The organism is Agarivorans aestuarii, from assembly GCF_019670125.1.
In the GTDB taxonomy this organism is placed as follows: domain Bacteria; phylum Pseudomonadota; class Gammaproteobacteria; order Enterobacterales; family Celerinatantimonadaceae; genus Agarivorans; species Agarivorans aestuarii.
In genome coordinates, this window is record NZ_AP023033.1 from 4,283,819 (window position 1) to 4,309,189 (window position 25,371).

The window sequence follows — 25,371 nt, forward strand, 5'->3', positions numbered from 1 at the left end:
CATGACTAACTCGATTAACTACGCCAGTTTTAGTGAGTTCAGCGACCCACAACACTATTTAGCGCAACTGCCAACTGGCCAAGCGAGTGTTGTAGAACTGGTGAAGTGTGTGCAAAACAACCTAGTTCACCCCTATTGGCTACAACACTACCAACTCGACCCAGATTTCACCCAGCGCTTAAACGAGATGCAAACTCGCAGTGTGCAGCAAAAGCTTAGTTGGTTAGATAATGCCGAGCAACCGCTGCTTGCAGACAAGCCAGCCAGCCAAAGAATGCTCGGAAACTGCCGCGATTTTGCCTTGCTACTTTGCACATTATTGCGCGCTCAAGGTATTGCTGCGCGCTTGCGTTGCGGTTTTGCCAGCTACCTCGGCATGCATAGTAACGAAGACCACTGGATATGCGAGTACTGGCAAGAGCAGCAACAGCGCTGGGTAAAGGTAGACGCCCAACTTGATGCCAAGCAACAAGCGCTGTTAGCCATCACTTTTGATCCGCTAGACCTGCCAGCAGAGCAATTTATTTACGCAGGAACGGCCTGGCAACGTTGCAGGCAAAAACCGGAGCTAGCCGAACAGTTTGGTATTCTGAGCATTACTGGCTGGCCTCTACTGCAAGGCAACTTATTTCGAGACATATTTGCCCTAAGTAAGGTCGAGTTACTGGCTTGGGACAGCGGCTGGGGGCTCAATCAGCACTATTTCAAATGCAGCCAATCCAGCCAAGGTTTACTACTGCTAGATCAACTGGCAGAGCTAAGTGCTAGCTCCTTAGCCGAACAAGCTTTAGCACAAACTAAAAGCCAAGAGCTGGCGTTTCCAGCTAACTGGCAATGGCAGCACGCTCCCAGCATTGAAGACTTATTGCAACAGCACCAACGCACTGTAGAGCCCGAGAAAACGACAATTGACAAATAGAATAATTAAGCTATATTTCGCGCTATTAATATAATACAAAGTAATTGAAATAATGCTCCCCCTGCACAAAGTTCTTGGCCTATCGCTGCTGTTTAGCCTAAACGCCTGCAATAATAATAAACCGCTTACTGACGAAGACTACGCCCTCTATAGTCGCTATACCCTAGATAACCAAAGTAACTACAATCTCACCTTTAGCAGCCAGCTAATGTCACAGGCAGACACAGTAACCACGCTGTCGTTTCAAGGCCAAATAGCCTCGGGAGAACGCAAACAAATACTGGCTTACTTTGACCTTAGCCAAGCCACTAACCCCCCTTCAAGTAGTTTTAAACAATTGCAGCTGTATGCTGATTCTGGTCAAGGTGAACAACTTGTTTACCAGCTTATTGACGACGAGCACTGGCAGTTGCAGCCTAGCGACAGTAATCAAGAAAACTATCTACTAACCATAATTGACGCCGATTTAAACTGGTAAGCTCCCTAAAATAGGCCCACTGAAACGCTATACTCACAAGCTTAATTTTGCTACTCTGCGCGACCTTTTTTGCAGGTATGAGGCCTAAGTTATGAGTCGTTCAATTGCCGGTTTTGATTTTGGAACCTCTAACTGTGCAGTGGGTATTATGCAAGGTAAGCAAGCGCAATTAGTGAAGCTACCCGAGCACGGCAATTACATGCCTTCTACCTTATTTGCCCCTCAATCTGAGATGATTTGCGGCTGGTTATATCAGCAGTTAGACGCTCAAGGCAAAGCGCAAGCCTTCCAACAAGCACGTGGACAGCAACTTAGCGCTAGCTTACGCGCCTTAAAAGAGCTCAAGCTGGATGGCTACGATGAGCACCTAAGCTTTGGTCAACAAGCGCTAAAAGAATACTTAGTCGACCCCGCCGATTGTTATTACGTGCGCTCACCTAAATCATTTTTAGGTGCAAGCGGCATTCGCGAACGTCAACAGCAACAGTTTGAAGATATCGCCGCCGCCATGATGTGGCACCTAAGCCAGCAAGTGAAACAAAGTGGCCAAGCTGAATTGGCCAAAGTGGTGATTGGTCGCCCGGTTAACTTCCAAGGCTTAAACAGTGAAGTGAGCAACCAACAAGCCATTAGCATTCTTAGCAATGCTGCCCGCTTTGTTGGTTTTGAGCAAGTTGAGTTTTTGTACGAGCCAATGGCAGCAGGTTTGAGCTACCAACAACAATTGCAGCAAGAACAGCGAGTATTAGTGATCGACATCGGCGGCGGAACCAGCGATGTATCGATGTTGATTATGGGACCTGATTATCTGGCTACACGCGATCACCAAGAGCTTGTACTTGGCTACAACGGTGAACGGATTGGCGGAAATGACTTCGACATCGCGCTAAACTTTGAAACCCTGATGCCTAGCCTTGGCGCCAAACTGAACTTAGCCAGTGGCCAGCCAATGCCAATAAAACCCTTTTGGGATGCAGCGGCGATTAACGACTTCCCAGCGCAAACTCGCTTCTACGAAAAAGATACTCGTTTATTGCTGCAACGCCTACTTAAAGAGCCGCAATTAAACCCTCTTAGAGGCTTGTTACGCTTAAACGAAGAGCGACAAACTTACCAGTTAAGCGCCTGCGCCGAGCAAGCTAAAATTGCCTTAAGTGAAACGCAAACTACCTCTGTGGATTTGTCTTACCTGATAGAGCATCTACAAGTTGAAGTCTCTCAACAAGCCTACCAACAGGCTGCCGAGCGACTACTTAACAGCATCGCAGCACTTAGTGATGATGTTATCGCACAAGCGGGTTGCCAGCCTGAGGCGATCTTCTTAACTGGCGGCAGTGCTAATTCACCAATGATTAAGAACTTCTTGGCCAAGCGCTATCAAGCACCTTTAATCAGCGGCGATAATTTTGGTAGTGTGACCAGCGGCTTAACCTTGTGGGCCGACCACATCTTTGAGTAAGTTTTACAACTCATAAACTTGTGGTGCCAGTTCCACTCGATTTTTGCCACCTTCTTTAGCGATATACAATGCGCTGTCGGCACGGGCAACCAGCGCTTCGGGACTAGCATCATAGCTGCTAAGCATCGCTAAACCCAGGCTAACGGTGGTGCTAAAACTATGCTCATCTTTGGTCACTTCAAGCTCGGCTAGATGTTGGCGCACCCGATTGGCAATTAGCAAGGCTTGCTCTTGCACAGTATTAGGCAACAATAACAAAAACTCCTCTCCGCCCCAGCGACATAAATAATCACCATTGCGCAGTACCTTCAAGCTTTCAATAGCAAATACTCTCAAGGCTTCATCGCCAGCAGGGTGACCAAAGCGATCATTGATTTGTTTAAAGTTATCAATGTCTAACAAGATACAACATAAGGGCTGTAACGAGCGTTTACCGATGGCAAACTCCTCGGTGAGAGTCACACTCATAGAACGGCGATTCATCAATCCAGTGAGGGGATCATGATTTGCCTGAAACTCTAAACGTCGCTGATCATGATGTTGCTGAGTCACATCCATCATCACAGATTGCACCGCCGGTTTGTCATTCCACTTCACCACCGCTTCGCTAATGTGCAGCCAGGTCGAAGTGCCATCGCGGCGCACGTTTTCGGCCACTACGCTGTTACTCTCCACCTCGCCTTGAATCAAGCGTTCATGTAATTGAATAGCTTGTTGTTGGTTTTCTTCGGGGATAATAGACAATAGGCTGTCCAACTTAAGTACTGCTTCTGGGCTGTCATAACCTAGAATATTGGCCATCGCTTGGTTGCAATAAAGCGGTTCAAAAAAGCGGTGTACCATAATCCCCTGCAAAGAAGACTCTGTTAACAAACGATAGCGTTGCTCACTTTGCTGTAGCTTTTTCTCCGCAGCAATTTGTGGTGAAAAATCCACTAGAGTAATTTGCAAAGCAGGTTTGCCCTGCCACTCGGTGAGGTGATCAATAGTTAACACCGAGAATTGCTCACCGTCTCGATTATAGTTTTCGTAGACCCTTACCTTAGGCCGCGCTTGGCCACTCATTACCGCCTCGTAAGCGCTAATCGCTTCGTCGCGATCATCTTCAGCAATCAGTTCCAGTAGAGAAGGCAAGGCCATTATATCTTCAGCACTATCGTAACCGAACATCTGAGCATAGCGTTCGTCAGCGAACAGCGGTAAAAAGTCTCGGTGGATCACTATTCCGTAATAAGCACTAATGTCAGAAACTTTGCCCATACTTAACCATACTTAACTTAAGGTAATTTAAGCGTAGTCAGGCAAGCTTATGAACTCAACTGTCGGCGGCTAACTACCACTTAATTAATAGTACTGTTACATTGCTACTAGCTTTACAAAAACCTGAGGAAAACCAATGCGAACCTTGTTAAGGGCCTGCCTGTTAATACTCGGCCTAAGTAGTTTCACCCTAGCCTATGCCGAAGAGCCCTCATCCATGCTTGAGTCAGACTCTCCGCAACTAAATATGCAATTACAAGTAGAGGTAGTAGGCATAGATAAAGCTGCAGCTCAGGCATCGCAAGCCTTGCGAGACATTGCCGATAGCGTTAATCAGCTGGCTAGCAATCCTGATCTTAGCCCCGAGCAGCAACAGCACTTTAAGCAAACCCTTAACGCTGTAGAGCAACTAAGCCAACAGCTGGATAGCAGCTTAAAACAACTGCCCAATACCGTAGCGCAAAGCACCAAACCCATTGTGAATTTAGCCGATAAGCTATCTAGCGAAGTGCAGTTTTGGGTGATGATCATCTTAGTCAGTGTGGTGATAATCATAATTGTGGCCTTGTTGGCCATTTACTTTAGTGTACTGGCACCCACTAGCCGAGCGGTGCTTAGCGCCACCGGGCAACTTAACCAGCTGGCATCTAGCTTAAAAATAACCGCAGAACTGGTAGAGAAAACTTCTGCTCAAAATCAACACTTGCTAGAGCACTTAAGACCAGCACCACAGCGATTTAATCAACGTCAGCGCTCTAAAATCACTAATAAATAACCGGCCTACAAAATAAAAAGCCAGCATCTCTACTGGCTTTTTCGAAGCTGCGATTAAAGCTTACTCCCCCAAAAACCCACCGGTTTGATGCGCCCATAGCTGACTATAGATGCCTTCACCTTTGATTAATTCAGCATGAGTACCCTGCTCTACAATCTCGCCTCGGTCTAATACAATTAAGCGATCCATGGCGGCAATGGTGGATAAGCGGTGAGCAATGGCGATCACCGTTTTACCTTCCATCAACTGATTCAAACTGGTTTGAATTGCCGCTTCTACTTCAGAATCTAGCGCCGAGGTTGCTTCATCCAAAACCAAAATAGGCGCATCTTTTAGCAATACCCGTGTAATCGCGATTCGCTGGCGCTGACCACCAGAGAGCTTAACTCCACGTTCGCCCACATGGGCGTCGTAACCGGTTCGGCCATCTTGGTCATTCAAGTTTAAGATAAACTCATGGGCTTTAGCTTGCTTGGCCGCAGCAATCATTTGCTCTTCGCTAGCGTCGGGGCGGCCATACAAAATATTGTCGCGCACCGAGCGATGCAGCAAGGAAGTATCTTGCGTCACCATGCCAATTTGCGCCCGTAGGCTATCTTGGGTCACTTGGCTAATGTCTTGATCATCAATCAAAATAGCCCCGCCTTCTACATCGTGAAAGCGCAGCAGTAAATTAACCAAGGTGGTTTTACCGGCACCAGAGCGCCCCACTAAACCAATCTTTTCACCGGCCTTTATTTGCAAGTTCAAATTATCAATCACGCCGCTTTTTTCACCATAGTGGAAACGAATATCGCGGTAGTGAATGCGACTCTCGGTGACGTTGATAGGTTTGGCATTGGGTTTATCGGTAATGGATTGCTCAGTGGTTAAGGTAGTCATGCCATCAGCCACCGTACCGATGTTTTCAAACAGCGAACCAATCTCCCACATGATCCACTGCGCCATGCCATTGAGGCGCAATACCAAGGCAATCGCGACGGCGATTGCGCCTACCGATACATCGCCCAAGGTCCATAGGTACATCGACAGAGCAGCAATGCCAAAGGTAAGCAGATAGTTAGACAATTGAACCGAAAAGTTAAGCCCAGTAACCAAACGCATTTGCTTGTGCACCGTTACCAAAAAGGCATCCATGCCCTCTTGAGCGTAATCGGCTTCTCGCTGACTATGAGAAAATAATTTAACAGTAGCAATGTTAGTGTAGCTATCTACAATGCGGCCACTCATTAGCGAGCGGGCATTAGCTTGCTCAGTAGAAATACGTTTTAAACGAGGAACAAAATACAGTTGCACCCCAATATAGGCAGCTAACCACAGCAACATGGGCCAAATAAGTCGAATATCGGCCTGCGCCACCAGCACCACCATGGCTGCAAAATAAACCAAAATATAAACCATCAAGTCGAGCAGCTTCATCACAGTTTCGCGCACCGCTAATGAGGTTTGCATGACTTTAGTGGCAACTCGTCCAGCGAAATCGTTAGCAAAAAAAGACACGCTTTGGCGCAGTAAATAGCGGTGAGCCGACCAACGGATCGCCATCGGGAAATTGCCCAATAAGGCTTGATGGATCAGCAAAGAATCTAGCAAAATAAGCAGCGGCATAACCACCAGCAGGGTGATGGCCATTAACCACAAGGTTGAGGCTTCTTCACTGAAAAAGGTGGCGGGATCTTTATTTCCCAGCCAATCAACCAATTGCCCCATAAAGCCAAATAAGGCGACCTCGCAAATCGCGATCAGTGCCGATACCACCGACATAAATAGCAAAGGTTTACCCATGCCAGCACAATAATGGCGACAGAACTGGTATAAACCTTTAGGTGGTTGAGTAGGCTCTTGTTTTGGAAATGGAACGGTGAGCCCTTCAAAAAAACTAAACATCTAGACATTCCTTGTAATAAATCTTGGTGTTACAACGAATTAACTCGCATTTGTACTGTAGCGTACTTTGTCAAATATGCGCAGCCTTACTGACCAATAAACGACAAATACTTAGCGTTTAGAAGATTCTTTTTGCTCACCCGTCTCAAGTTATGTTTACAGCTATAAAAAATAACAAAAAAAGAGACTAACTCTAGGCAGTTAGTCTCTTCTACGGATAGTTAGGTGCTAATTATTGGCGTTTATTTACTTACGTTTAGCTCTGTTTGTGGAAAGAAATTCGCCCACACCACCCAAAAAATACCAGCTTTTAAGGTTTCGACTCGCTCTAACCTGTCGCCATTTTCTAAATAGCCTAAGAAATCTAGTTGTTTAACAGCTTGCGAGGTATGGTTATAAAACACGCCTAAGCTTTCCATTTCTTGGTTGTAACTCACCACAATGTCTTTGCCGTCTACCACTAGATTAATTAAACCACCTTGGCTAATAACAAACTCTTCGGTATAGGCCATGTAATGCTCACCAATATTAAATGCCCATACTAAACGCTTGTTCGGTAAACGATCATCGACATGCTTAATGGTTGGAAAAACCGGTTTGTCGAACTTATACTGTGCATCAATAGCCAAACCAAAAATCAGTTCGATAGCTCGGTCATAAACAAATAGAAGAGGGTTCTTCCAAAAGCTGGTGCGCATGCCCTTCACTTGGTAATCGTTCACAAATACCAAACCATTGGGGTAAGCCTGCTTAAACTTTGCAAAAGGCATTCTAAAGGTTGCGACTTGCTGCATTGCATTATCAATACCTGCGTTTACATCACACTCTTTACGCCCCCAAAGCTGCTGAATAGGCTGGTCTGAATTTGCATCAGCCATAACTAAGTTATTTTCTAGCTGCAATACCGGACGCAGCGACAAGGCTTGACCATCAATTTCAGGAATCATCGCCATGCCCAAGTTTGTTAGACCACAATAAGTCATTACAACATTAGCCGGACCTTCAGCTTGGTCTCCTACAATATGGGGACGAACTAACTGCTTATCTGAATGCGCACGCGCTTGACCGTCGTATTCGTAGACCAACACACTTTCATCATCGCGATAGTAATGCTGGGCTTGCTCTGGATTAACAAAAACCGCGTTTTCTTGGCGAGCACGCATCATAATGTCGGGGTTAATCGCGCCAGTGAAGTACATGCCTAATATCAGTGCACTAACAACCAACATCATTACCACAGTAATTGGGCTACTTAACGCGAACCAAAGCCCCCAAGAAGCAGCCAAAGCTAGCAGAGTATTTCGGCTCAGGCTTTTGCGTTTGTGCCAAGCTCGCATAGTTTTGCTGCGTGTAGATCTTAAGACCCATTGCCCAAAATCACCTAATTCAATAAAAATGATAAATGCGTGATACAAAGCAATCGCTAAGCCTAAACCAATCAGTATTGTTGAAATCATAAAACACCTCTGTGAACAACTATCGTTAAACTGAAGTCAGTGTATGCGCCAAGCTTTATGAGAAAAATCTACGACAGCGAAACTGATTGTTGCATATAATGAAACGAAACAATAAAAGGGAATGACTGTGAATTTAGAAGACATGGAGTTATTTGTTAACTTGGCAAAACAAGGCAGTTTTACCAAGGCGGCAGACTTTACCAACATCCCCAAATCAACCATTAGTCGACGTATAACCAATCTAGAAAAACACCTTGGGGTAAAGCTGTTAGCCCGCACAACCCGCAGCTTAAGTTTGACCGAAGTAGGTATTAATTACCTAAAAGGCTGTGAAGAATTGCTAAACCAAGCTAAACAGCTAGAACAGAACACCCAACAACAAAACCAGCACCCCAGCGGCACTTTAAGCATCTTCATACCCAATACTCTGTTACGCATTTTTTGGCCGGTAGTGATTGAGATGATCAACCAATACCCAGAGCTTAAGTTTGAAGCATACAGCAGCGAAGGGCGCCAAGAAGAGCAAACCTCAACCCGCTACGACATTATGTTTCATGTGGATGAACCTAAAGACTCTTCACTGATTGCTAGGCGAATAGCCACCATAAAATATGACTACTACGCCAGCCCCACTTACATTGCCAAAAATGGGCTACTTCAAGTACCCAGTGATGTAGATAAACACCGCATTATTTTTAACTCAGTGTCACAAGCACCCACTCATTCCTGGCGATTTGAACATAACAACGGACTAGTTTCACAGCCTGTCTCACCATTTTTTAGCGTTCAAAACCCCGACCTAGGTTTAGATTTATGCTTGCAAGACAAGGGGATCGCACTGGTGCCAGATATTCTGTCAAAAGAGTTAATTAAACAAGGGCGCTTAGTTAAAGCCTATGCTCAGCCGCAACAACTTAGTGGTTACATTTACGCTATTTATCATTCGCGACAATTTCTTCCCGCCAAAGTCGCAGTGTTTATCGACAAAGTGCAGGCCTTTTGGCAAAACAACCTTAATTAGTCCATTTGGTGAAACAATGGATTTCACCTTGGTGGATTTTTAAGCCACTTAAGCTTACCTACAATGGGCTCAACTTAACCAGTCCATTGCAGGAAACACTCAATGAAAATTAAAGCTTCCCTTTACGCACTTATCTTCGCTGGCCTTATTTCAAGTTCAGCTCATGCCGCTACAGTACAGCTAAAAGATGGCCGCTCCATCCAAGGTGCCATTGTGTCGCAAAATGCTGACGAGCTGGTTTTAGACATGCATGGTATTGAAGTAAAGCTGCCAACCGAACAGGTGCAAAATATTAGTTTTAGTGATGCCCCAGAAGATGGCACCACCATTAGTAGCTTTACCGAAACCAACCAAACTAGCGCAACTGTAAATACCGAGGCTAACCAAGAGCCTGTAACCGTGCCTGCAGGTACCATGCTTACGGTACGTATGAGTGAAGGCGTAAATACTCGCCAACATGAAACCGGCCAGCGTTTTACTGCGGTGTTAGAAGCTGACCTAATGGCTGGAGATGCCTTAGTAGCACCACGAGGTAGCACCGTTTATGGCCAATTAAGTGAAGTTAAAAAAGCGGGGCGTGTGGCAGGTTCCGCCAGTATGAGCATTACCCTTACCAATATTCGCATCAACGACCAAATGCACGATATTCAAACCGATGTATTAAGTTCAAGTGGGGCTAATACCGCAGGCAATACGCTAGGTAAAACTGCCCGAGCAGCGGCTATAGGCGGTTTAGTGAACGGCAGTAGCGGCGCGAAAAATGGTGCTAAAGTAGGGGTTGGCGCATCCATTATTACCCAAGGCAACGACATTGAGTTGCCCAAAGACAGCTTAATCGACTTCACCTTAGCAGCCCCTATGAACAGCTAAGTTACTCGATGGGAGGAGTATCTCCGGCTTGCTGCAATACAAAAGGACTGGTGGGTTCACTATTATCAAGTAGTGCTTCCACCTGTTTTATTTGTGCCAACGCTGGCGAGTCTTTGCGAAAGCTTAAATAAATAGGTCTTGGCCAAGGCTCAGCATCTTCAACCAAAAACAGCTGTTGGCTATCGACAAAAGGAGTCACCAATGGCGCGGGTAAATAACAGGCTCCACCTTTCTCTAAGATAAAGTCTAGGGCAATGCGGCCAGTGGAAGTGCGTAAGAAAGGCGGTGGTGTATTGCTGTGGCGCAAGGCATGTTCAGAGGCAAACCGGCTACCCCAATCCACGTATACATAGCCTTCTTCCAACGCTTGCTGCTGCAGTTTTGGGGCTGTAGAAACCATCAACAGCGACAGCTTAGCCACTTGATTACTGGCTAGTTCATCAGATTTTAAGGCATCGAAACCTACCCCAACATCCAATGTACGTTCCACCAGCGCGCGGTGCATTTGCTCTCGGCCCATCATTTCGGCGCTAAAAGCGTAACCCGTAAACACATCGGTAATCACACTTAAGCCGTGTTGCAAAAAAGCATCCCAGCTATTTGGTGTGCCTGCTAACGCTAATTGAATTGCATGGGCTTTGCTAAGCAATAACTCAGCTTTAGATTGCTCTAAGGTTCGCACCATGTTTTCAGCATAAGTAATTAAACGCTCACCAGAGCTGGTGAGTTTAATGGCATTGCGGTCTCGAATAAAAAGCTGGGTATCAAAATAGCTTTCTAACTGCTTAATTCGGGCGCTCACTGCCGCCTGGGTAATATATAAATTCTCTGAAGCCCGCCCAAAATGCTTTTCTTTGGCCACTTCCAAAAACGTTCGGAATACTTTTACATCCATTTACTTACGCCTCCCCAGCTAAGCTGAGGTTAACAAACAAATTTTGTTGTTACGACAAAAACAATTCGTTTTCTTGTTTAGCCAATAATCACTACCTTGCAGCCAACTTATCCCGCTGCTCAAACAGCCTTAATTCTCAGTTGGAGTGACCTCATGATTATCGATTTTCGCTTTGGCAACAAACGTTTTTATGACGACAAACGCTTTAAACATGGCTTTCGTAAATCAGGCGATTTTACTTTGCTTGAAGCGGAGTTACTAAGCTTATACGGCGAAACCATGCGCGCCATAGATGCCGGAGAATTATTGCCAGAAGGCAACCAAGAACAGCGTTTTTTATTGGTATGTAGCCAGCAGCTAGAGCCAGAAAGCAAGCTTGAGAAGATCTGGATGAAGTACAAAAAGCTGGCACAAACTCGCCGACGTTTTCACACCTTACACAGTCGTTGTAAATCAACTACTGACAATTTTGAAAATGAAGATGAAACATTTATCACTGAAGATGATTAGCAAACAGGCTGAACTTTTAACCATTAGGACTGAACAATGCGTATAGCAATTTTATCTCGAGGCGAAAACCTCTACTCCACCCGCCGCTTAAAGGAAGCCGGTGAAGCTCGTGGGCACCAAGTAGACATTATCGACACCTTGCACTGCTATATGGACATAACCAGCAGCAAACCAACGGTACGGTATAACGGTGAAGTGCTGCCCAAGTATGATGCGGTCATTCCGCGAATTGGCTCATCAATTACCTTTTATGGCACCGCGGTAGTACGTCAATTTGAAATGATGGGCACCTTTTGCGTTAACGAGTCGGTGGCGATTAGCCGCTCGCGCGACAAATTGCGTTCGCTACAGTTATTGTCACGTAAGGGCATTGGCTTGCCGCGCACTGGTTTTGCCAGCAAACCTGACAAAATTCAGGATCTAATCAAAAACGTGGGCGGTGCTCCGCTAGTGATTAAACTGCTAGAAGGCACTCAAGGTATCGGCGTAGTGTTAGCCGAAACCAACAAGGCAGCCGAAAGCGTGATCGAAGCGTTTATGGGTTTAAAAGCCAATATCTTGGTTCAGGAGTTTATTAAAGAAGCTGGCGGTGCCGACATTCGTTGTTTAGTGGTTGGCGGCAAGGTAGTCGCAGCAATGAAACGCCAAGCTGCAGAAGGCGAATTTCGCTCAAACTTACACCGAGGCGGCGCAGCTCAGCTAGTGCGTTTAAGTAAAGAAGAACGCGCCACGGCGGTAAATGCGGCTAAAGCTATGGGCTTAAACTTATGTGGTGTAGACATTTTGCAGTCAAACAACGGGCCAGTGGTGATGGAAGTAAACTCCTCTCCCGGCTTAGAAGGCATAGAGACCGCCACCGGCAAAGATGTTGCCGGTATGGTATTTGAATTTATCGAAAAAAACGCCAAACCTTTTGCCACTAAAACCCGTGGAAAAGGCTAAAAAGCCAAGCGTCAAACAATGAGGCAAAAAACATGATTATCGCTGGAACAGAAATAAAACCGGGAGAGCAAAAACATATCGAAATCCCAGTGGCCAAGTTATATACCGACACGAATATTTCGATTCCAGTGCTAATTACCCGCGCCAAACGACCAGGCCCAACGGTATTTGTAAGCGCGGCAGTGCATGGCGATGAGCTAAATGGCATAGAAATAATTCGCCGTTTGACCCGCTCGCCAAGCTTTAAAATCACCAAAGGCTGCTTAATTGCTGTACCAATGGTGAATATTTATGGGGTGCTTAATCAAAGCCGTTATATGCCAGATAGGCGCGACTTAAATCGCTGCTTTCCTGGCTCAGAAAAAGGCTCGTTGGCCGGGCGTTTGGCGCATATTTTTTTAACTGAAATTGTCGCCCATTGTGACTATGGGATAGATCTACACACCGGTGCGATTCATCGCTCTAACTTGCCGCAAATTAGAGCCAACCTGAAAGACCCCGAAACCAAGTTGTTGGCCGAGGCCTTTGGCGTGCCGGTATTACTTAATGCCGATTTACGTGATGGCTCGTTACGCGAAGCGGCGGTAGATAACAACACCAAGATCCTGCTTTACGAAGCTGGAGAAGCACTGCGTTTTGATGAGTTATCGATTCAAAGCGGCGTGAAAGGCATATTAAAAGTACTGTCACATTTAGGCATGGTTAAAAAACGCCGTAGCACTAAAAAAACCTCACCGTACATAGCCTATAACAGTGCGTGGTTGCGCGCATCTGCCAGCGGCATAGTGAGTGAAACGACCCAACTAGGCGATTTGGTTGAAGCCGGTGATATTTTGGCCGAAATAAATAGCCCTTTTGGTGAGCTAATCAGTAAAGTGAAGGCAAAGCGCTCGGGCATTGTGATCGGCAAGCAAAATATCCCCTTAGTACAGGAGGGCGATGCGATGTATCACCTTGCGTATTTTGGGGCAGAACAAGATGAAGTTGCCGAACAGATCGAGAACTGGCAAGAGTCCATAAACCCCGTTATCAACGCTGTTCAACATCCTCAATAGGAGAAGCTAAACAATGAGTATTAATACCTTTTTACTAATCGTTGTAGCATTTGCGATTTTTTATATCGCGCAAAGCAAAGTAAATACTTTGGTGCTTAACTACGGATCCGCACGCAATATTGCTAAAACACGGATCCACTATGTTAGTTGGGTGCTGCGTAGTGCTCTAGTATTAATATTGGCACTGGTGGTTAGCCTGATTAGCGATCTAGGTTTTAATGATTTTGGGGTATTTTTATCCTCGGTATTTGCCGTTATTGGCGTAGCCTTATTTGCTCAGTGGTCGATTTTAAGCAATGTAACCGCCAGTATTATTGTGTTTTTCTTTTTTCCTTACCGGGTTGGTAACCAAGTTAAGATCCTAGATGGCGATAACTCAGTTGAAGGGCGTTTAGAAGAAATCACCTTGTTCCACGTTATTTTGCTGGCAGAAAATGGCTCTAAGCTCACCTTTCCAAATGCTATGGTCTTTCAAAAAGCCGTGGTCATTGGTGAGCACCAACCTACTCGCGCAGTAGATTCCAAACCAAAAGCGCAAGGTTACGAAGAGGAAGTAAGCGGTGAATAAACTGGTAATTGGCAACTTAGAAACCTGTAACTTGCCAGACTTAGGCATTAATGATTTACCGGTTAGAGTTGATACTGGCGCAAAAACCTCGGCTTTACACGTAGATAATCTGGAGCAAATTAAAGTTAACGGCAAACCGCACATTAGCTTTGATTTGCACCCAGACATCTATAACCTGGATCAAGTTTGCCGTTGTAGTGCACCTATTTACGACACCAGGAAAATCAAGTCATCTAATGGTGAGGTGGAGCAACGTTACGTTATACAAACGCGTTTTCAGCTGGGCGAACATATTTGGCCCATTGAGATAACCTTAAGTAACCGCCAAGACATGACCTACTTAATGTTGTTAGGTCGACAAGGCATGGGCGATAAAGTGTTGGTAGACCCTGCTCAAAGCTTTCTGGTAAACAGTTAACATTAACTAACCAGCACCAAAATAAGGAATACCAGCACTTAATAAGCCGTAAACACAAGGACTTAGCCAATGACCAGCGAAAACCTAGCAAGCTCTAATCAACAAACCTTTGATGGTCATCATGATGCGGCGCTTCGCCGCGTTTTGGACGTTCTTGAACAAGAGCTGCCCGCTGCCGAGCTCAGCTTTATAAGCCAATACGACAATGCGGTATTGGCTAATTTACTTGAGTCTTTACCCGATAACTATCGTCAACATATCTGGCCTCAGCTAGCGACCGAGCGTTACTGGGACATATTGCATCTCATGCAATATGAAACCGTTAAACACTTCTTCGAGCTATTTAATCAATCACAGCTAAACGCGCTACAGCAAACCATAAGCGATACCGAAATTGTTGAGTTTGCCGATTTTCTTCCCGAGTCGATGGTGGAGGCTTATCTTGAGCAACAAGACGAACTTAGCGCGGCACAACTGCAAGATGCGCTAAGTTACGATGATGAGCAAATTGGCCGTTATGTAGATACTCACATTCTACGTGCACGCCCCAACTCAACGGTAGCCAGAATTAAGCAACGCTTGAGCGCTCAAACCGACAAGCATGTGGCGGTATACTTGGTGGATGCCCAAGGGCAGTTTCAGGGTGCTTGCAGCATGACCGACATCGCCAACTCTGCCGACACTACTAAACTTACTGAGCTTAGCCAGAACATTGAGGTATTTGACCACCAGCAAATGCTGGCCGATGTATCCTTATCACTGAACATGGTGCCAGGCCATGCTTGGAACCCAGTACAAAAAGACGGAAAAATTGTCGGTGCAATTGCCTTATCCAACATAGTGCAATGGCTGCAAGAGCGCAGTTTAGATGTTGCTATTATCGATACGCCATCTGATGAAGAAGATCTGTTTACCCCAGTGCCTACCGCCGCCAAAATGCGCGCGATTTGGCTAACCACCAATTTAGCTACGGCGTTTTTAGCCTCATGGGTAATTGGCTTATTTGAAGGTGCACTCCAGCAGCTAGTGGCACTGGCGATATTAATGCCGGTGGTGGCCAGCATGGGTGGTATTGCAGGTAGCCAAACCTTGGCGGTAGCCTTGCGCGGCATAGCGCTTAATCACTTACAGCAAAGTAACCTAAAGCTTCTACTTAACAAAGAGTTAAAAATTGCCGCATTCAACGGCTTAGTCTTGGGTCTGGTTATCGCCTTAGTGGTTAGCCTGTGGTTTAAATCTGCCGCTTTAGGTGCAGTTATCTTTGTGGCCATAGTGCTCAATAGCCTGGCCGCAGCAGCGTCTGCCACAATGATTCCATTTATACTTAAAAAAATGAAGATTGACCCAGCCGTTGCCGGTTCGGTAATTTTAACCACCGTGACCGACATCGTTGGTTTTGTGGCTTTTCTTGGCCTAGCCTCACTATTATTAATGGGCTAAACCTCCCACAAAAAATGCAACTAAATAGCTAAAAGGCACACAATGATTAGAACTTGGTTAAGCCATAAAGGCGAAGCGCCGATACAGGGCAACGAGCAGCAAATTGGTCCATGGTTAGAACAAGAAGCAGGCTATATCTGGATTGATATTGACTTGCGCAGCTTTAGCCATGCCAAAGCCGAGCAATTACTAAAACGCTTTGCCTGCCACCCTTTAGCAATAATCGATACCTTTCGTCCCCGTCACCCACCGAAAATAGAGCTATTTGACGAACAAATATTAATGCTTTATCGAGGCATTCAGCACTGTATTGGCGATTTAAAGTTTGAACATATGCAGCTGGCCATGTTTGTTGGTAAAAACTATCTCATTACTCTGCACGATGGTCAGTCGCAGGGCATAGAAAACCTGTTACAACAGCCCTTTCATAAATACTTACAGCACCCATTAAGTTTAGCCAGCCGAATAATGCACAGTGCCTCAACCTTGTATTTAAACCAGTTGCTAGAGTTTGAAGACCAACTAAGTGAATTAGAAGAGCAATTAAGTAGTCATGGAGACGACCAATTGCTCAGCACAATTACTCGCTACAAAACCGACATTCTTCGACTCAGTCGAATTTTTAGTTACCACCTCAGCCTAAGTAAAAAGCTACTGCATCTCGAGCAAGAACAAAGTGTAAACAACATAGCGATAGACCAACCGGTGCTGCAAGACTTACACGAGCGCTTCGAACGTTTGCATAGCCTTAGCAGCATGTATTACGACATTTGCGGTGATTTAGTGGATGGTTACTTATCGATAAGTTCGCACAAACTTAACAACACCATGCGAGTATTAACCTTAATTACCGCCATCTTTGTCCCACTAAGTTTTTTAGCCGGTATTTACGGAATGAATTTTGAAGTGATACCCGAACTTCATCACCCAAATGGCTACTTCATTTTGCTTGGCACAATGCTGTTAATTGCAGTATCACTAATTGCCATATTTAAATGGAAGCGCTGGTTTTAACGAGCACCACCAAGAGTAAAATAGAGAATTAATAACTCAATTTACGCAATTGAAAGCAACTTTCTGTAACAATTACATGGGCCTGCCTAAGACTTCTGATTAAATAACGGAACGATAATGAAACGACTAATATTGGTGACTTCACCTCCCGCCAGCGGTAAAACATATATTTCTAAACAGCTAGCAAAAGCGCTTAAGCACGTTGTGTACTTAGATAAAGACACTCTCATTGTGTTGTCACATCAGATTTTTAAACTCGCAAATGTAGAGGTAAACCGTAGTTCTGAGTTCTTTGAGCAACACATTCGTAACTACGAGTACCAGGCAACTTTAGCACTAGCAATGGAAGCTTTAGACTACGACGATATCGTTCTGATTAATGCTCCGTTCACCCGAGAAATTAGAGATACGACCTACATCGATAACTTGAAACAACAGCTGTTAGAAAAAAATGTGCGGCTCACTGTGGTTTGGGTAGAAACGGATGTGGAAGTAGTTAAACAGCGAATGATTGAACGAAACTCACCAAGAGATACGTGGAAGCTAGCTAATTGGGATGAGTACATTGCAGGCGTAGACTTCTCTATTCCTCATTGTATCGACAACCCAGAGGTAGTAGATGACTTATTACTATTTAAAAACTCGAATCAGCAACAATATCAGCAATCGATGCAAGATATCTTACAGGTTTTAGAAGCCAGCTAGATCTTACAGGTAAATACTGAAAACCCGCTTCAAGGCGGGTTTCTTGTTATTTAGTTTAACGAAACACTTACTCGCTTATTTCGCTGAACAGATGCCAATACCGCACTGGCCATCACCAGTAAAACGACGACCAAAGACACTACTGTAGGGATCGCCCATACCGTTTCAACTAAAGCCATTTTCACCCCAATAAACACCATGATTACTGCCAATGCTGGGCGTAAATATACAAACTTATCTATCATACCCTGCAATACAAAAAACAAGGAGCGCAGGCCCAACAAGGCAAATACGTTAGCGGCTAATACCAAAAATGGCTCTTGAGTCACCGCAAAAATAGCTGGTATTGAGTCCAGTGCAAACAACACATCCATCATAGCAATGGCGCTAATCACACTCGCCATAGGAGTAAACCAGCGTTTGTAATCCCGTTTCACCCACAAGGCATGGCCATGATACTGGTCGGTCACTGGCAATATCTTTGCCAGCAGCTTATTAGTTTGAACTTGGCTATCGGAGTGCTTTTCTGGCAAGGCTAGCTGTATGCCAGTCCACACTAAAAAGGCCGCAAATACATACAGTACCCAGTGAAAGCTTGCTAACAATTGGCTGCCAACGGCAATCATCACACTGCGTAACAGCAGTGCACCAATCACTCCCCACAACAAAGCACGAGGGCGCAACTCAACGGGTACTTTGAACTGGGAAAATATCACAGTGAATACAAATAGATTATCTACGCTTAGCGACTTTTCTAATAAGTAACCGGTGCTAAAAGCCATTGCCGCTTGTTGCGAACTATATGCACTGTTTGGCGCATACCACTGCCAACACCATAGTATAGAAAGGGCAAACGCCATAGCTAACGCAAACCAAAACACACTCCACAGAGCCGCTTTTTTGAGGCTGATATTGCCATTTCGAGTTTGCCAAACGTCCACTAGCACCAACACCAAGGTGGCGAGTGCAAATACAAAGTAAATGATAGAGTTCATTACTGATCCTCAGGGGCAAAGGATCTAGTCTTTGTGGGATAATGCCTAGACCTTCACAAACAAACACGCTTAACCTTTTGGCTAAGCACCTTTGTGTTGGTCTCGTCGAGATACCTCTCGGTACCTTCGCATGCCGGATAGGTAAGACACCTAACGGGATGACGACATGCAAATTTTCATCAACTACTCCCCAAGACGCCGCGATATTACGCCTAAAATTTGCCTCGCGCTAGGCTTATTTTGCTTAAAAATAAGACTATGGTTTAAGACTTATTTTTCATTAACTTGCAGCACATCAGGTCACTAAATAGGAGCGTTTTCGCGCCGCTAAACTTAGCTATCAGCTATCCCACATAACGTCACACTGTTTTTTAAGCGCTGAGCTGAGTAATTCTATTAAAGGTTGAGCACGAGTACTTAAACTAATCACAGGTTCCAATTCGGCATCGTTCTCATCAGCGTTAGATTGCTCTGCCTGAGCTTGTGCAGCAAGCTCAGCTTTTAACTGGCTTAATGCTTCGGCAACATCTTCGGCCCGTATCGCTCCCGGCACACTGCCACTGTGTCCCATCATTTTTAACAACGCTAAACCAATATCGCCAAACATGGTGACATTTGCGTAAGCTTTACATCTGAATGTAATTAACATGGGTAGTTACCTATTAATAAATCAACACAAGGCTAGCAGCATAAAACGAATCGCCAATGCTTTCTTTAAGCAAAACGACATTGTTGCTTAACGCACTAAAATTAAATCCTTTGTGGTTTTGCTTTCGCACTTAGCTCATCACGATAATAATTACCTAGGGTATATTGTCCAAAAGCGGGTGCGATAGAATCTTGCCCCATCACTGTCAGAAAAAACTCTGCTGACCCGCCCCATTTTTCTGGGAGTCGCTTAACAATACTAAGAGCAATGCGCCGGATAAAGTCTGGAAGCTTAATCGATTTTGACGGTTTATTTTGCGCTTGAAATGCCAAATGAGTCATCTGGTTCATAGACAATACTTCAGGTCCGCCTACGTCTAATTCTGATTCACTCCGAGCTATTGCATCGATGCAAAACCTTGCTAGATCTTTGCCATGAATAGGATTAGCTCGCACCTCGCCATTGCCAAACATGTACACTTTCCCGCTTGCAGCCATACGATACAGTTCTGTCATATCGGAGAAAAAGCCATTTGGCCTTAGCACACAGCCTTGCAGCAATGAAGAGCTTAATAAGCGCTTGGCGAACTTTTCTTTAGCCGCCAACAAACGCACTTGCGGATATTTTTTAGCATTAAAAGCCGAGACATAAATGAATTTACTGACCGCCGCTTGCTCTGCTTCTAACAGAAGATTCAAATTGGCTTGGTAATCCACATCCCGATAAGTCAGGCCATCTTGTTGTCGAGTAATACCCAAACAGGAAATCACTACATCTACATCGTCGCAGATGCCTTTCATAGCTTTTGGCTCGGAGACTTGCGCTTGAATAATTTGCTGCTCGGGTACACCTTTATCCAGTAACTTAGCCCGGTTTCTCGCAACGGCCTTAAAATCTATATCGCTGGCTAACAGCTGCTCAACAATGTGCAGACCTAAATAACCTGTGGCACCAACCAACAATACTTTTTGCTCCTTATCCATCGGTTTTATTCTCCACTTTTTGTTTAGTTTCTAAATCCGGGCGATAAGGCTCTTCTCGCAATATATGGCTAATGAGTAGTTTGAGATAAAACAAAGGCAGAAACCACGCTAACCCCGGTGGAGCATCAAACACAGCCAAGGCAAGTACTAGCGCAAACGAATACAAGATCAAGGCCACCGGACGCTGCAAATACAGCGGCGTTTTTAATACCCACGCACAAGCGACAAGCATATAAGTACCGGTTAGCAAAACCCACCACACATCCAGCTGCAAAAAAGCCCAACTGAATAGGCTTAGCTGCACAAAATGCAAAGCTATAAAACTCATATGTTGTTTAAAGCCTTGTCCATCGCGATGAAACCAGCGCTTAGCACTAGAAGTAGCATTAGTAATGATGCCGCCAACAATATCAACCGCAAGCATACCCGCCACAACAAACTGAAATACACTCCATCCCAGCTCGCCGTGCCATGCCCACAACAGCAGAGCTGCGCTCGATATAAAAGGTATATACAGTTGCAAAGCTTTCTCCGCATCAGTAGCACCAGGGCCAATAAAGCTATCAACTTTCCCCTTCACGCCTGCTCTCAATTCGGGCAGCTGCCAATCAATATTCATAACTCTCACCTTATTTAGACCATATGGTCTTTTTAAAATAAAACCAATCGATACAAAGGTAAAGTTTTATTTTGTCCGAGTGGTCTAAAAAAATAACCCATGTTATAGTGCTAGGCGTAACAGAGAGCTAGAGAATCAAATGCCAAAGCTGATAAATCACGATGAAAAGCGCAAAGAGATTGCGCTAAAAGCCACAGAGATATTTCTCGAATATGGCTACAAAAATATTGGAATGCGCCAACTGTGTGAACAACTAGGCATGAGCAAAAGCGCTGTCTACCACTACTACAAAAGCAAAGATCAGCTTTTTATTGCAGCCACCCAAGCCATTGTAAGTGTTGATGCATCGGCGCTAATTGATCAACCACTAGCCACTAAGGCCACCATTGATCAGAAAATAGAAAACTTTATCGTTATCTTAAGGCAAATGGCGCCACGATTTTTTAAAGAAATGCAGCTAGTGTCGGACTATATCGAGGTAATTGGTGAAGACAAAGTGGCTAGCGACCCTTGTATGCTACTGGCAAATAAAAAGTATTTAGAATTACTGTCTACCTACGTTTCAGCCGATGATAAAGCAAGCCTTTACACCTTACTCTTGGGCTTGCTTAATCATCAAATCATGTTGGGCGAAGCCCTAGAAGATAGCTACATCACCGACATGCTAGTACCACATTTGAATCACTAAAAGGCTGATTGCCTTTAGTGATTAGTCGCTAAACTTACCCGTTCGACATCAATTTTAGTGCTAGTCCATTCACGATCAACTTCACCACTGATCACTAAAATAGTCTCGGGAGTTGCGCTAATGCCGTGCCAATCTTCATAATCGATTTCTACGGTGATTTCGCCGGTAGCATCCTTAAAGCGATACTTTTCGTTCCCCACTGACTCAACAATAGTCCCCGTAAGGGTAACGTAACTTTCATCTCTTGCTTTTAACGCATGCGCAACTGAGTGCTCCGCTTTACCACCTGGGCCACTAAAACCGACAACATTTGTAGCAGTGCTTGCTTGGTCTTCCGAAACAAAGCCCGTTTGAGCCATCACACTTTGCATTGACACAGTGCTAAGAAAGGTGAATAGACCTACCGTTAATAATGTATTTTTCATGTTGCTACCTTTTAATATATGAATAGAAGCTAAAGGCTAAAATCATTGTTTTAGCGCCTTGCTAATGAAGTACTGCTTGCCATTCTAAGCATCGATACCTATATTAAAAGTTAGATAACATCGTCAATACCGATACATATATGTTAAACCCAGAATTGCTTAAGTGTTTTGTAACCGCCGCAGAAACGGGCTCGTTTAGCCAAACAGCCCGTGTGCTTGGAAAACGCCAAAGCACGGTAAGTGGCAACATTGCAAAATTAGAAGATGACTTAGGTTTTTTACTCTTTGATAGGACAGGGCGCTACCCCCAGTTAACCAAGCAAGGAATGGCTCTATACGACAGTGGAAAATTGATTGTTGATAGCCAAGCGCGGTTTATTGCCAACGCCAAAGGACTAATCGCAGGCGTACCGGTGAGTTTTACCTTAGCTATCGCAGAGATTTTACCGACCAATTTACTGACTACGCTGTTTGAAAAGTTATCCGCCAAAGCGCCGTATATACAGCTACAGTGCTTGCGACTTCCTGCGCAACAGATTATTGAGGCGGTCTCAAATAACACAGTGCAGTTGGGTTTTATTCCGTCAATAGAAGGTAACTCAGATAGCTACGAGTTTATTAGCGCCGCCAATATTCCTTTTCGTTTGTTATGCGGAGACAAACATCCTTTTACGAAAAAAAAGAGAATTAGCAACGACGACTTAGCGCACTCTAGCCAAGTACTGTTTCATTCTCACAAAGAGACATATTTGGCTGATTTAGCAAAAATGGCGACACATGTTTGGTATTGCCAAGGGTATGAGCTAGCCTTGGAAGCGGTTCGCTCAAATACGGCCTGGGGCTTTTTCCCCTACTTAAAACAAAATATTGAAGGTGTTAGCTTTTTTACACCTGACTTTATGCAATCTTCACCAGTGATTCCGCATGATCTAATATGGCCAAAGCACCAAGTTAAGAGTCACATTCATCAGTTCATTGAAGATGTGTTCATACAAGAAATCAGTAAGCTAAGTGCTCCCTAGCATTAGCTTACTGATAACGTTTAAAGTTAGCTTGTTGGATTTCCCTTTATTGCTCTATTTCCAACACTATTTTGTCCATTAACGACATGGCTAAGTCGTTATCGTAGTATGCCGCTTCGTTAATAAACGCTGGATATACTGTTTTCTCGCCTTGATAACAAATGTCTTCGCCCATAAAGGTTCTAAAAATAGGGTCACCAGTATTAATTGGCTGGTAGTCATTGTCTTGCACATTGCTGTGCACCATCGCTAGTCGTTCACCCTTGTCGTTAAGCGGTAGTTTAATGCTATCGAGATACAAAAAGGCCTCAACTTGTTTAGGTAGCTCGGGTAAATCTTGTTGATTATGCAGCTCTACAAAATCAAGAATATGCCCGGTCATTTGCTCCATTTGCTCCAACACATCTTGGCGCAACACCGATTGCGGCTGCGGCCCTACCTCAATTAAAACGCCATATTTACCACAACTTGCGAGGAAGCGGTGATTACTCATATCCTCTTCTGGCTCATCGAGAAACACTACGGCTTCTGGCATCTGCATAGTGACGTAAGCGGCAAGTTGTTTGTAGAAAGGCGTTTGCTCTAACAAGATAAGGGTAGGTCCCATGTTAGAGGTGGTATTGTGCAAGTCGATAACCAAATCCATGTTCGGTTTTGATTTAGGGCCAAGCTGCTGGTGCAGCGCTTTAGCGCGTGATTGCTCATAATTGGCCAAACTAAAATCAGCCAAGTTACTGGCGCTAAATTGGCGATTTAAATCGGCATCAATGTAGCGTTTGTTTTCACCATGCGCTTTAGGGTTGGCAAATACAGTTTCTACTTTGAGGCTAGGACGGGCAATAAGCTGAGGATGTTGCTGCCATTTATTTATTAAGTACACCCCACTAAATTCATTACCGTGGGTGCCACCTACAATGGCAACATTATTAATCTTCGACAAGTGCAGCTCTCCTTTTATACCAACCAGCAATCAGCCTTGAGCTTAAAAGGAAATGCGCTTTGACTCAAGCCAAAGCGCCGTTGCTGCTGACTATTCTTCTTGCTCTTGTTTACTAATACGGTAAGCCTTAGGCGTTAACTCTAAGTCTTTCTTAAATACCGCATACATGTATTGCAAAGAAGGGTAACCACATAGCTCCGCAATGTCGGAGGTGGAAAGCTCGGTATTACGCAACAAACTCATGGCTTGTTCTAACTTGGCACAGTGAATTTCTTGGTGAACCGAGTGGCCAATATCATCTTTAAAGCGCTTTTCTAGGTTTGAACGCGATACTTTTACATAATCTAATACTTGCTCAACCTTAATGCCTTTACAGGCGTTATGGCGAATAAAGTGCATCGCCTGAATAACGTAAGGGTCTTTTAGCGCTTTGTAATCGGTAGATTGGCGCTCAACCACTTGCTCTGGGCCTACCAGCTCACGCACTTTACGTAACTCTTGCCCTTGCAGTTGGCGGTGCAATAGCTTGGCCGCTTGGAAGCCCATTTTACGACAACCTTGCGCTACCGAACTCAAAGATACTCGGCTTAAATGGCGAGTTAAGTCTTCATCATCAATACCAATAATTGACACTTTGTCTGGCACGATGATCCCCAAGTGATCACACACTTGCAGCAAGTGGCGCGCTCGCGCGTCAGATACCGCAACAATGCCTACCGGTTTAGGCATAGATTGAATCCAATCCGCCAGGCGGTTCATTGCATACTGCCAAGACTCTGGGGTGGTCTCCATGCCGCGATAAACCGCACACTCGTAACCATCACCTGCTACCAATTGTTGGAAAATAGCTTCACGCTCCATCGCCCAGCGGTTGCCCTCATTAGGTGGCATGCCGTAGTAAGCGAAGTACTCTAAACCCTTGGCTTTTAGGTGCTCGTAGGCTGAATTAACCAAAGCGCGGTTATCGGTGGCCACGTAAGGAAAATCGGGGTATTGCTCTGGGTTTTCGTAAGAGCTGCCCACAGCCACCACTGGCACACGTAGGCCAGTTAAGGCTTTTTCAATTTCAGGGTCGTCGAAGTCGGCAATAATGCCGTCGCCTACCCAATGTTGTAGTTTGCTGATCCGACAGCGAAAATCTTCCTCTAGAAATATATCCCAATCACATTGTGATGCCTGTAAGTAATCGCCAATACCTTTAATGATCTGACGGTCATAAACCTTATTTGCATTAAATAACAATGTAATTTTGAAACGTTTATCAAACATGTGGGGCTCCTAAAAGCACGGTGCCAATCAAGATTTAATTTAATATCTAAAAAAAAAGAGCCGAACGCTACTGTGAAAAATCGTAATGTGATTATGATCATGCACATT

At 44.8% G+C, this 25,371-nt stretch carries 27 protein-coding genes; 16 read left to right on the top strand and 11 right to left on the bottom strand.

Annotated elements, in window-relative coordinates; genetic code table 11:
• The first annotated feature begins 1 nt into the window (after position 1).
• The 3 genes from K5609_RS19775 (at position 2) to yegD (ending at position 2,856) form a co-directional block, all read left to right on the top strand.
• Complete coding sequence (locus K5609_RS19775) at positions 2-919, top strand: transglutaminase-like domain-containing protein (RefSeq protein ID WP_221075123.1); 918 nt, start codon at positions 2-4, stop codon at positions 917-919.
• A 52-nt stretch (positions 920-971) separates the two neighbouring features.
• Entirely contained in the window at positions 972-1,397 is a 426-nt protein-coding gene (locus K5609_RS19780; protein WP_221075124.1) for a hypothetical protein, read from the top strand.
• A gap of 91 nt (positions 1,398-1,488) precedes the next feature.
• The gene (gene yegD / locus K5609_RS19785) at positions 1,489-2,856 is read left to right on the top strand and encodes a molecular chaperone (RefSeq protein WP_221075125.1); all 1,368 of its coding nucleotides are present in this window, start codon (positions 1,489-1,491) and stop codon (positions 2,854-2,856) included.
• A 3-nt stretch (positions 2,857-2,859) separates the two neighbouring features.
• On the opposite strand, the gene K5609_RS19790 is transcribed toward yegD, so the two are convergent.
• Positions 2,860-4,116, bottom strand: a complete 1,257-nt coding sequence (locus tag K5609_RS19790) for a sensor domain-containing diguanylate cyclase (protein WP_221075126.1) — start codon at positions 4,114-4,116, stop codon at positions 2,860-2,862.
• 136 nt (positions 4,117-4,252) lie between these two features.
• On the opposite strand from K5609_RS19790, the gene K5609_RS19795 reads away from it, so the two are divergent.
• Complete coding sequence (locus tag K5609_RS19795) at positions 4,253-4,891, top strand: hypothetical protein (protein ID WP_221075127.1); 639 nt, start codon at positions 4,253-4,255, stop codon at positions 4,889-4,891.
• Positions 4,892-4,951: 60 nt separating this feature from the next.
• Here K5609_RS19795 and K5609_RS19800 read toward each other — a convergent pair whose 3' ends face one another.
• Complete coding sequence (locus K5609_RS19800; protein ID WP_221075128.1) at positions 4,952-6,778, bottom strand: ABC transporter ATP-binding protein; 1,827 nt, start codon at positions 6,776-6,778, stop codon at positions 4,952-4,954.
• Between the two features lie 242 nt (positions 6,779-7,020).
• Positions 7,021-8,235 (bottom strand): DUF3179 domain-containing (seleno)protein, encoded by a 1,215-nt coding sequence (locus K5609_RS19805; RefSeq protein WP_221075129.1) that lies wholly within the window; start codon positions 8,233-8,235, stop codon positions 7,021-7,023.
• A gap of 127 nt (positions 8,236-8,362) precedes the next feature.
• Between K5609_RS19805 and K5609_RS19810 the strand changes: the two genes are divergently transcribed.
• Positions 8,363-9,256: a LysR family transcriptional regulator gene (locus K5609_RS19810; RefSeq protein ID WP_221075130.1), complete on the top strand. Its 894-nt coding sequence runs from the start codon at positions 8,363-8,365 to the stop codon at positions 9,254-9,256.
• A 102-nt stretch (positions 9,257-9,358) separates the two neighbouring features.
• Positions 9,359-10,126, top strand: a complete 768-nt coding sequence (locus tag K5609_RS19815; protein ID WP_221075131.1) for a hypothetical protein — start codon at positions 9,359-9,361, stop codon at positions 10,124-10,126.
• Between the two features lies 1 nt (position 10,127).
• On the opposite strand, the gene K5609_RS19820 is transcribed toward K5609_RS19815, so the two are convergent.
• On the bottom strand, positions 10,128-11,021 hold the full coding sequence (locus K5609_RS19820; protein ID WP_221075132.1) for a LysR family transcriptional regulator: 894 nt from the start codon (positions 11,019-11,021) through the stop codon (positions 10,128-10,130).
• 153 nt (positions 11,022-11,174) lie between these two features.
• On the opposite strand from K5609_RS19820, the gene K5609_RS19825 reads away from it, so the two are divergent.
• The 8 genes from K5609_RS19825 (at position 11,175) to K5609_RS19860 (ending at position 17,673) form a co-directional block, all read left to right on the top strand.
• Positions 11,175-11,531: a MaoP family protein gene (locus K5609_RS19825; RefSeq protein WP_152783094.1), complete on the top strand. Its 357-nt coding sequence runs from the start codon at positions 11,175-11,177 to the stop codon at positions 11,529-11,531.
• 36 nt (positions 11,532-11,567) lie between these two features.
• A complete protein-coding gene (rimK, locus tag K5609_RS19830) occupies positions 11,568-12,473 on the top strand; it encodes a 30S ribosomal protein S6--L-glutamate ligase (RefSeq protein WP_016401972.1) in 906 nt (301 codons plus the stop codon).
• A gap of 32 nt (positions 12,474-12,505) precedes the next feature.
• Positions 12,506-13,528 (top strand): succinylglutamate desuccinylase/aspartoacylase family protein, encoded by a 1,023-nt coding sequence (locus tag K5609_RS19835; RefSeq protein ID WP_221075133.1) that lies wholly within the window; start codon positions 12,506-12,508, stop codon positions 13,526-13,528.
• Positions 13,529-13,541: 13 nt separating this feature from the next.
• Entirely contained in the window at positions 13,542-14,096 is a 555-nt protein-coding gene (locus tag K5609_RS19840) for a mechanosensitive ion channel domain-containing protein (RefSeq protein WP_221075134.1), read from the top strand.
• Positions 14,089-14,514, top strand: a complete 426-nt coding sequence (locus K5609_RS19845; RefSeq protein WP_221075135.1) for an ATP-dependent zinc protease family protein — start codon at positions 14,089-14,091, stop codon at positions 14,512-14,514. The genes K5609_RS19840 and K5609_RS19845 overlap by 8 nt, the downstream gene beginning before the upstream one ends.
• A gap of 69 nt (positions 14,515-14,583) precedes the next feature.
• Complete coding sequence (locus K5609_RS19850; protein WP_221075136.1) at positions 14,584-15,954, top strand: magnesium transporter; 1,371 nt, start codon at positions 14,584-14,586, stop codon at positions 15,952-15,954.
• Between the two features lie 42 nt (positions 15,955-15,996).
• On the top strand, positions 15,997-16,968 hold the full coding sequence (locus K5609_RS19855) for a magnesium transporter CorA family protein (protein WP_221075137.1): 972 nt from the start codon (positions 15,997-15,999) through the stop codon (positions 16,966-16,968).
• Positions 16,969-17,085: 117 nt separating this feature from the next.
• On the top strand, positions 17,086-17,673 hold the full coding sequence (locus K5609_RS19860; protein ID WP_221075138.1) for a P-loop nucleotide/nucleoside kinase family protein: 588 nt from the start codon (positions 17,086-17,088) through the stop codon (positions 17,671-17,673).
• 50 nt (positions 17,674-17,723) lie between these two features.
• On the opposite strand, the gene K5609_RS19865 is transcribed toward K5609_RS19860, so the two are convergent.
• The 4 genes from K5609_RS19865 to K5609_RS19880 form a co-directional block, all read right to left on the bottom strand.
• Complete coding sequence (locus K5609_RS19865) at positions 17,724-18,668, bottom strand: TerC/Alx family metal homeostasis membrane protein (RefSeq protein WP_221075139.1); 945 nt, start codon at positions 18,666-18,668, stop codon at positions 17,724-17,726.
• A gap of 340 nt (positions 18,669-19,008) precedes the next feature.
• The gene (locus K5609_RS19870) at positions 19,009-19,317 is read right to left on the bottom strand and encodes a DUF1840 domain-containing protein (RefSeq protein WP_221075140.1); all 309 of its coding nucleotides are present in this window, start codon (positions 19,315-19,317) and stop codon (positions 19,009-19,011) included.
• A 101-nt stretch (positions 19,318-19,418) separates the two neighbouring features.
• Positions 19,419-20,300, bottom strand: coding sequence for an SDR family oxidoreductase (locus K5609_RS19875; protein WP_221075141.1), 882 nt, complete (start codon positions 20,298-20,300; stop codon positions 19,419-19,421).
• Positions 20,293-20,919, bottom strand: coding sequence for a hypothetical protein (locus tag K5609_RS19880; protein WP_221075142.1), 627 nt, complete (start codon positions 20,917-20,919; stop codon positions 20,293-20,295). Before K5609_RS19880 ends, K5609_RS19875 begins: the two co-directional genes overlap by 8 nt.
• Before the next feature lie 139 nt (positions 20,920-21,058).
• On the opposite strand from K5609_RS19880, the gene K5609_RS19885 reads away from it, so the two are divergent.
• On the top strand, positions 21,059-21,607 hold the full coding sequence (locus tag K5609_RS19885) for a TetR/AcrR family transcriptional regulator (RefSeq protein ID WP_221075143.1): 549 nt from the start codon (positions 21,059-21,061) through the stop codon (positions 21,605-21,607).
• 14 nt (positions 21,608-21,621) lie between these two features.
• Here K5609_RS19885 and K5609_RS19890 read toward each other — a convergent pair whose 3' ends face one another.
• A complete protein-coding gene (locus K5609_RS19890) occupies positions 21,622-22,032 on the bottom strand; it encodes a YgiW/YdeI family stress tolerance OB fold protein (protein ID WP_221075144.1) in 411 nt (136 codons plus the stop codon).
• Positions 22,033-22,172: 140 nt separating this feature from the next.
• Here K5609_RS19890 and K5609_RS19895 point away from each other — a divergent pair, with 140 nt between their 5' ends.
• On the top strand, positions 22,173-23,054 hold the full coding sequence (locus K5609_RS19895; RefSeq protein WP_221075145.1) for a LysR family transcriptional regulator: 882 nt from the start codon (positions 22,173-22,175) through the stop codon (positions 23,052-23,054).
• Between the two features lie 46 nt (positions 23,055-23,100).
• On the opposite strand, the gene K5609_RS19900 is transcribed toward K5609_RS19895, so the two are convergent.
• Positions 23,101-23,994 carry an aspartoacylase gene (locus K5609_RS19900; protein WP_221075146.1) on the bottom strand — a complete coding sequence of 298 codons (894 nt, stop codon included), beginning with the start codon at positions 23,992-23,994 and terminating at the stop codon, positions 23,101-23,103.
• A gap of 90 nt (positions 23,995-24,084) precedes the next feature.
• On the bottom strand, positions 24,085-25,263 hold the full coding sequence (locus K5609_RS19905) for a XylR family transcriptional regulator (RefSeq protein ID WP_016401987.1): 1,179 nt from the start codon (positions 25,261-25,263) through the stop codon (positions 24,085-24,087).
• Between the last annotated feature and the right edge of the window lie 108 nt (positions 25,264-25,371).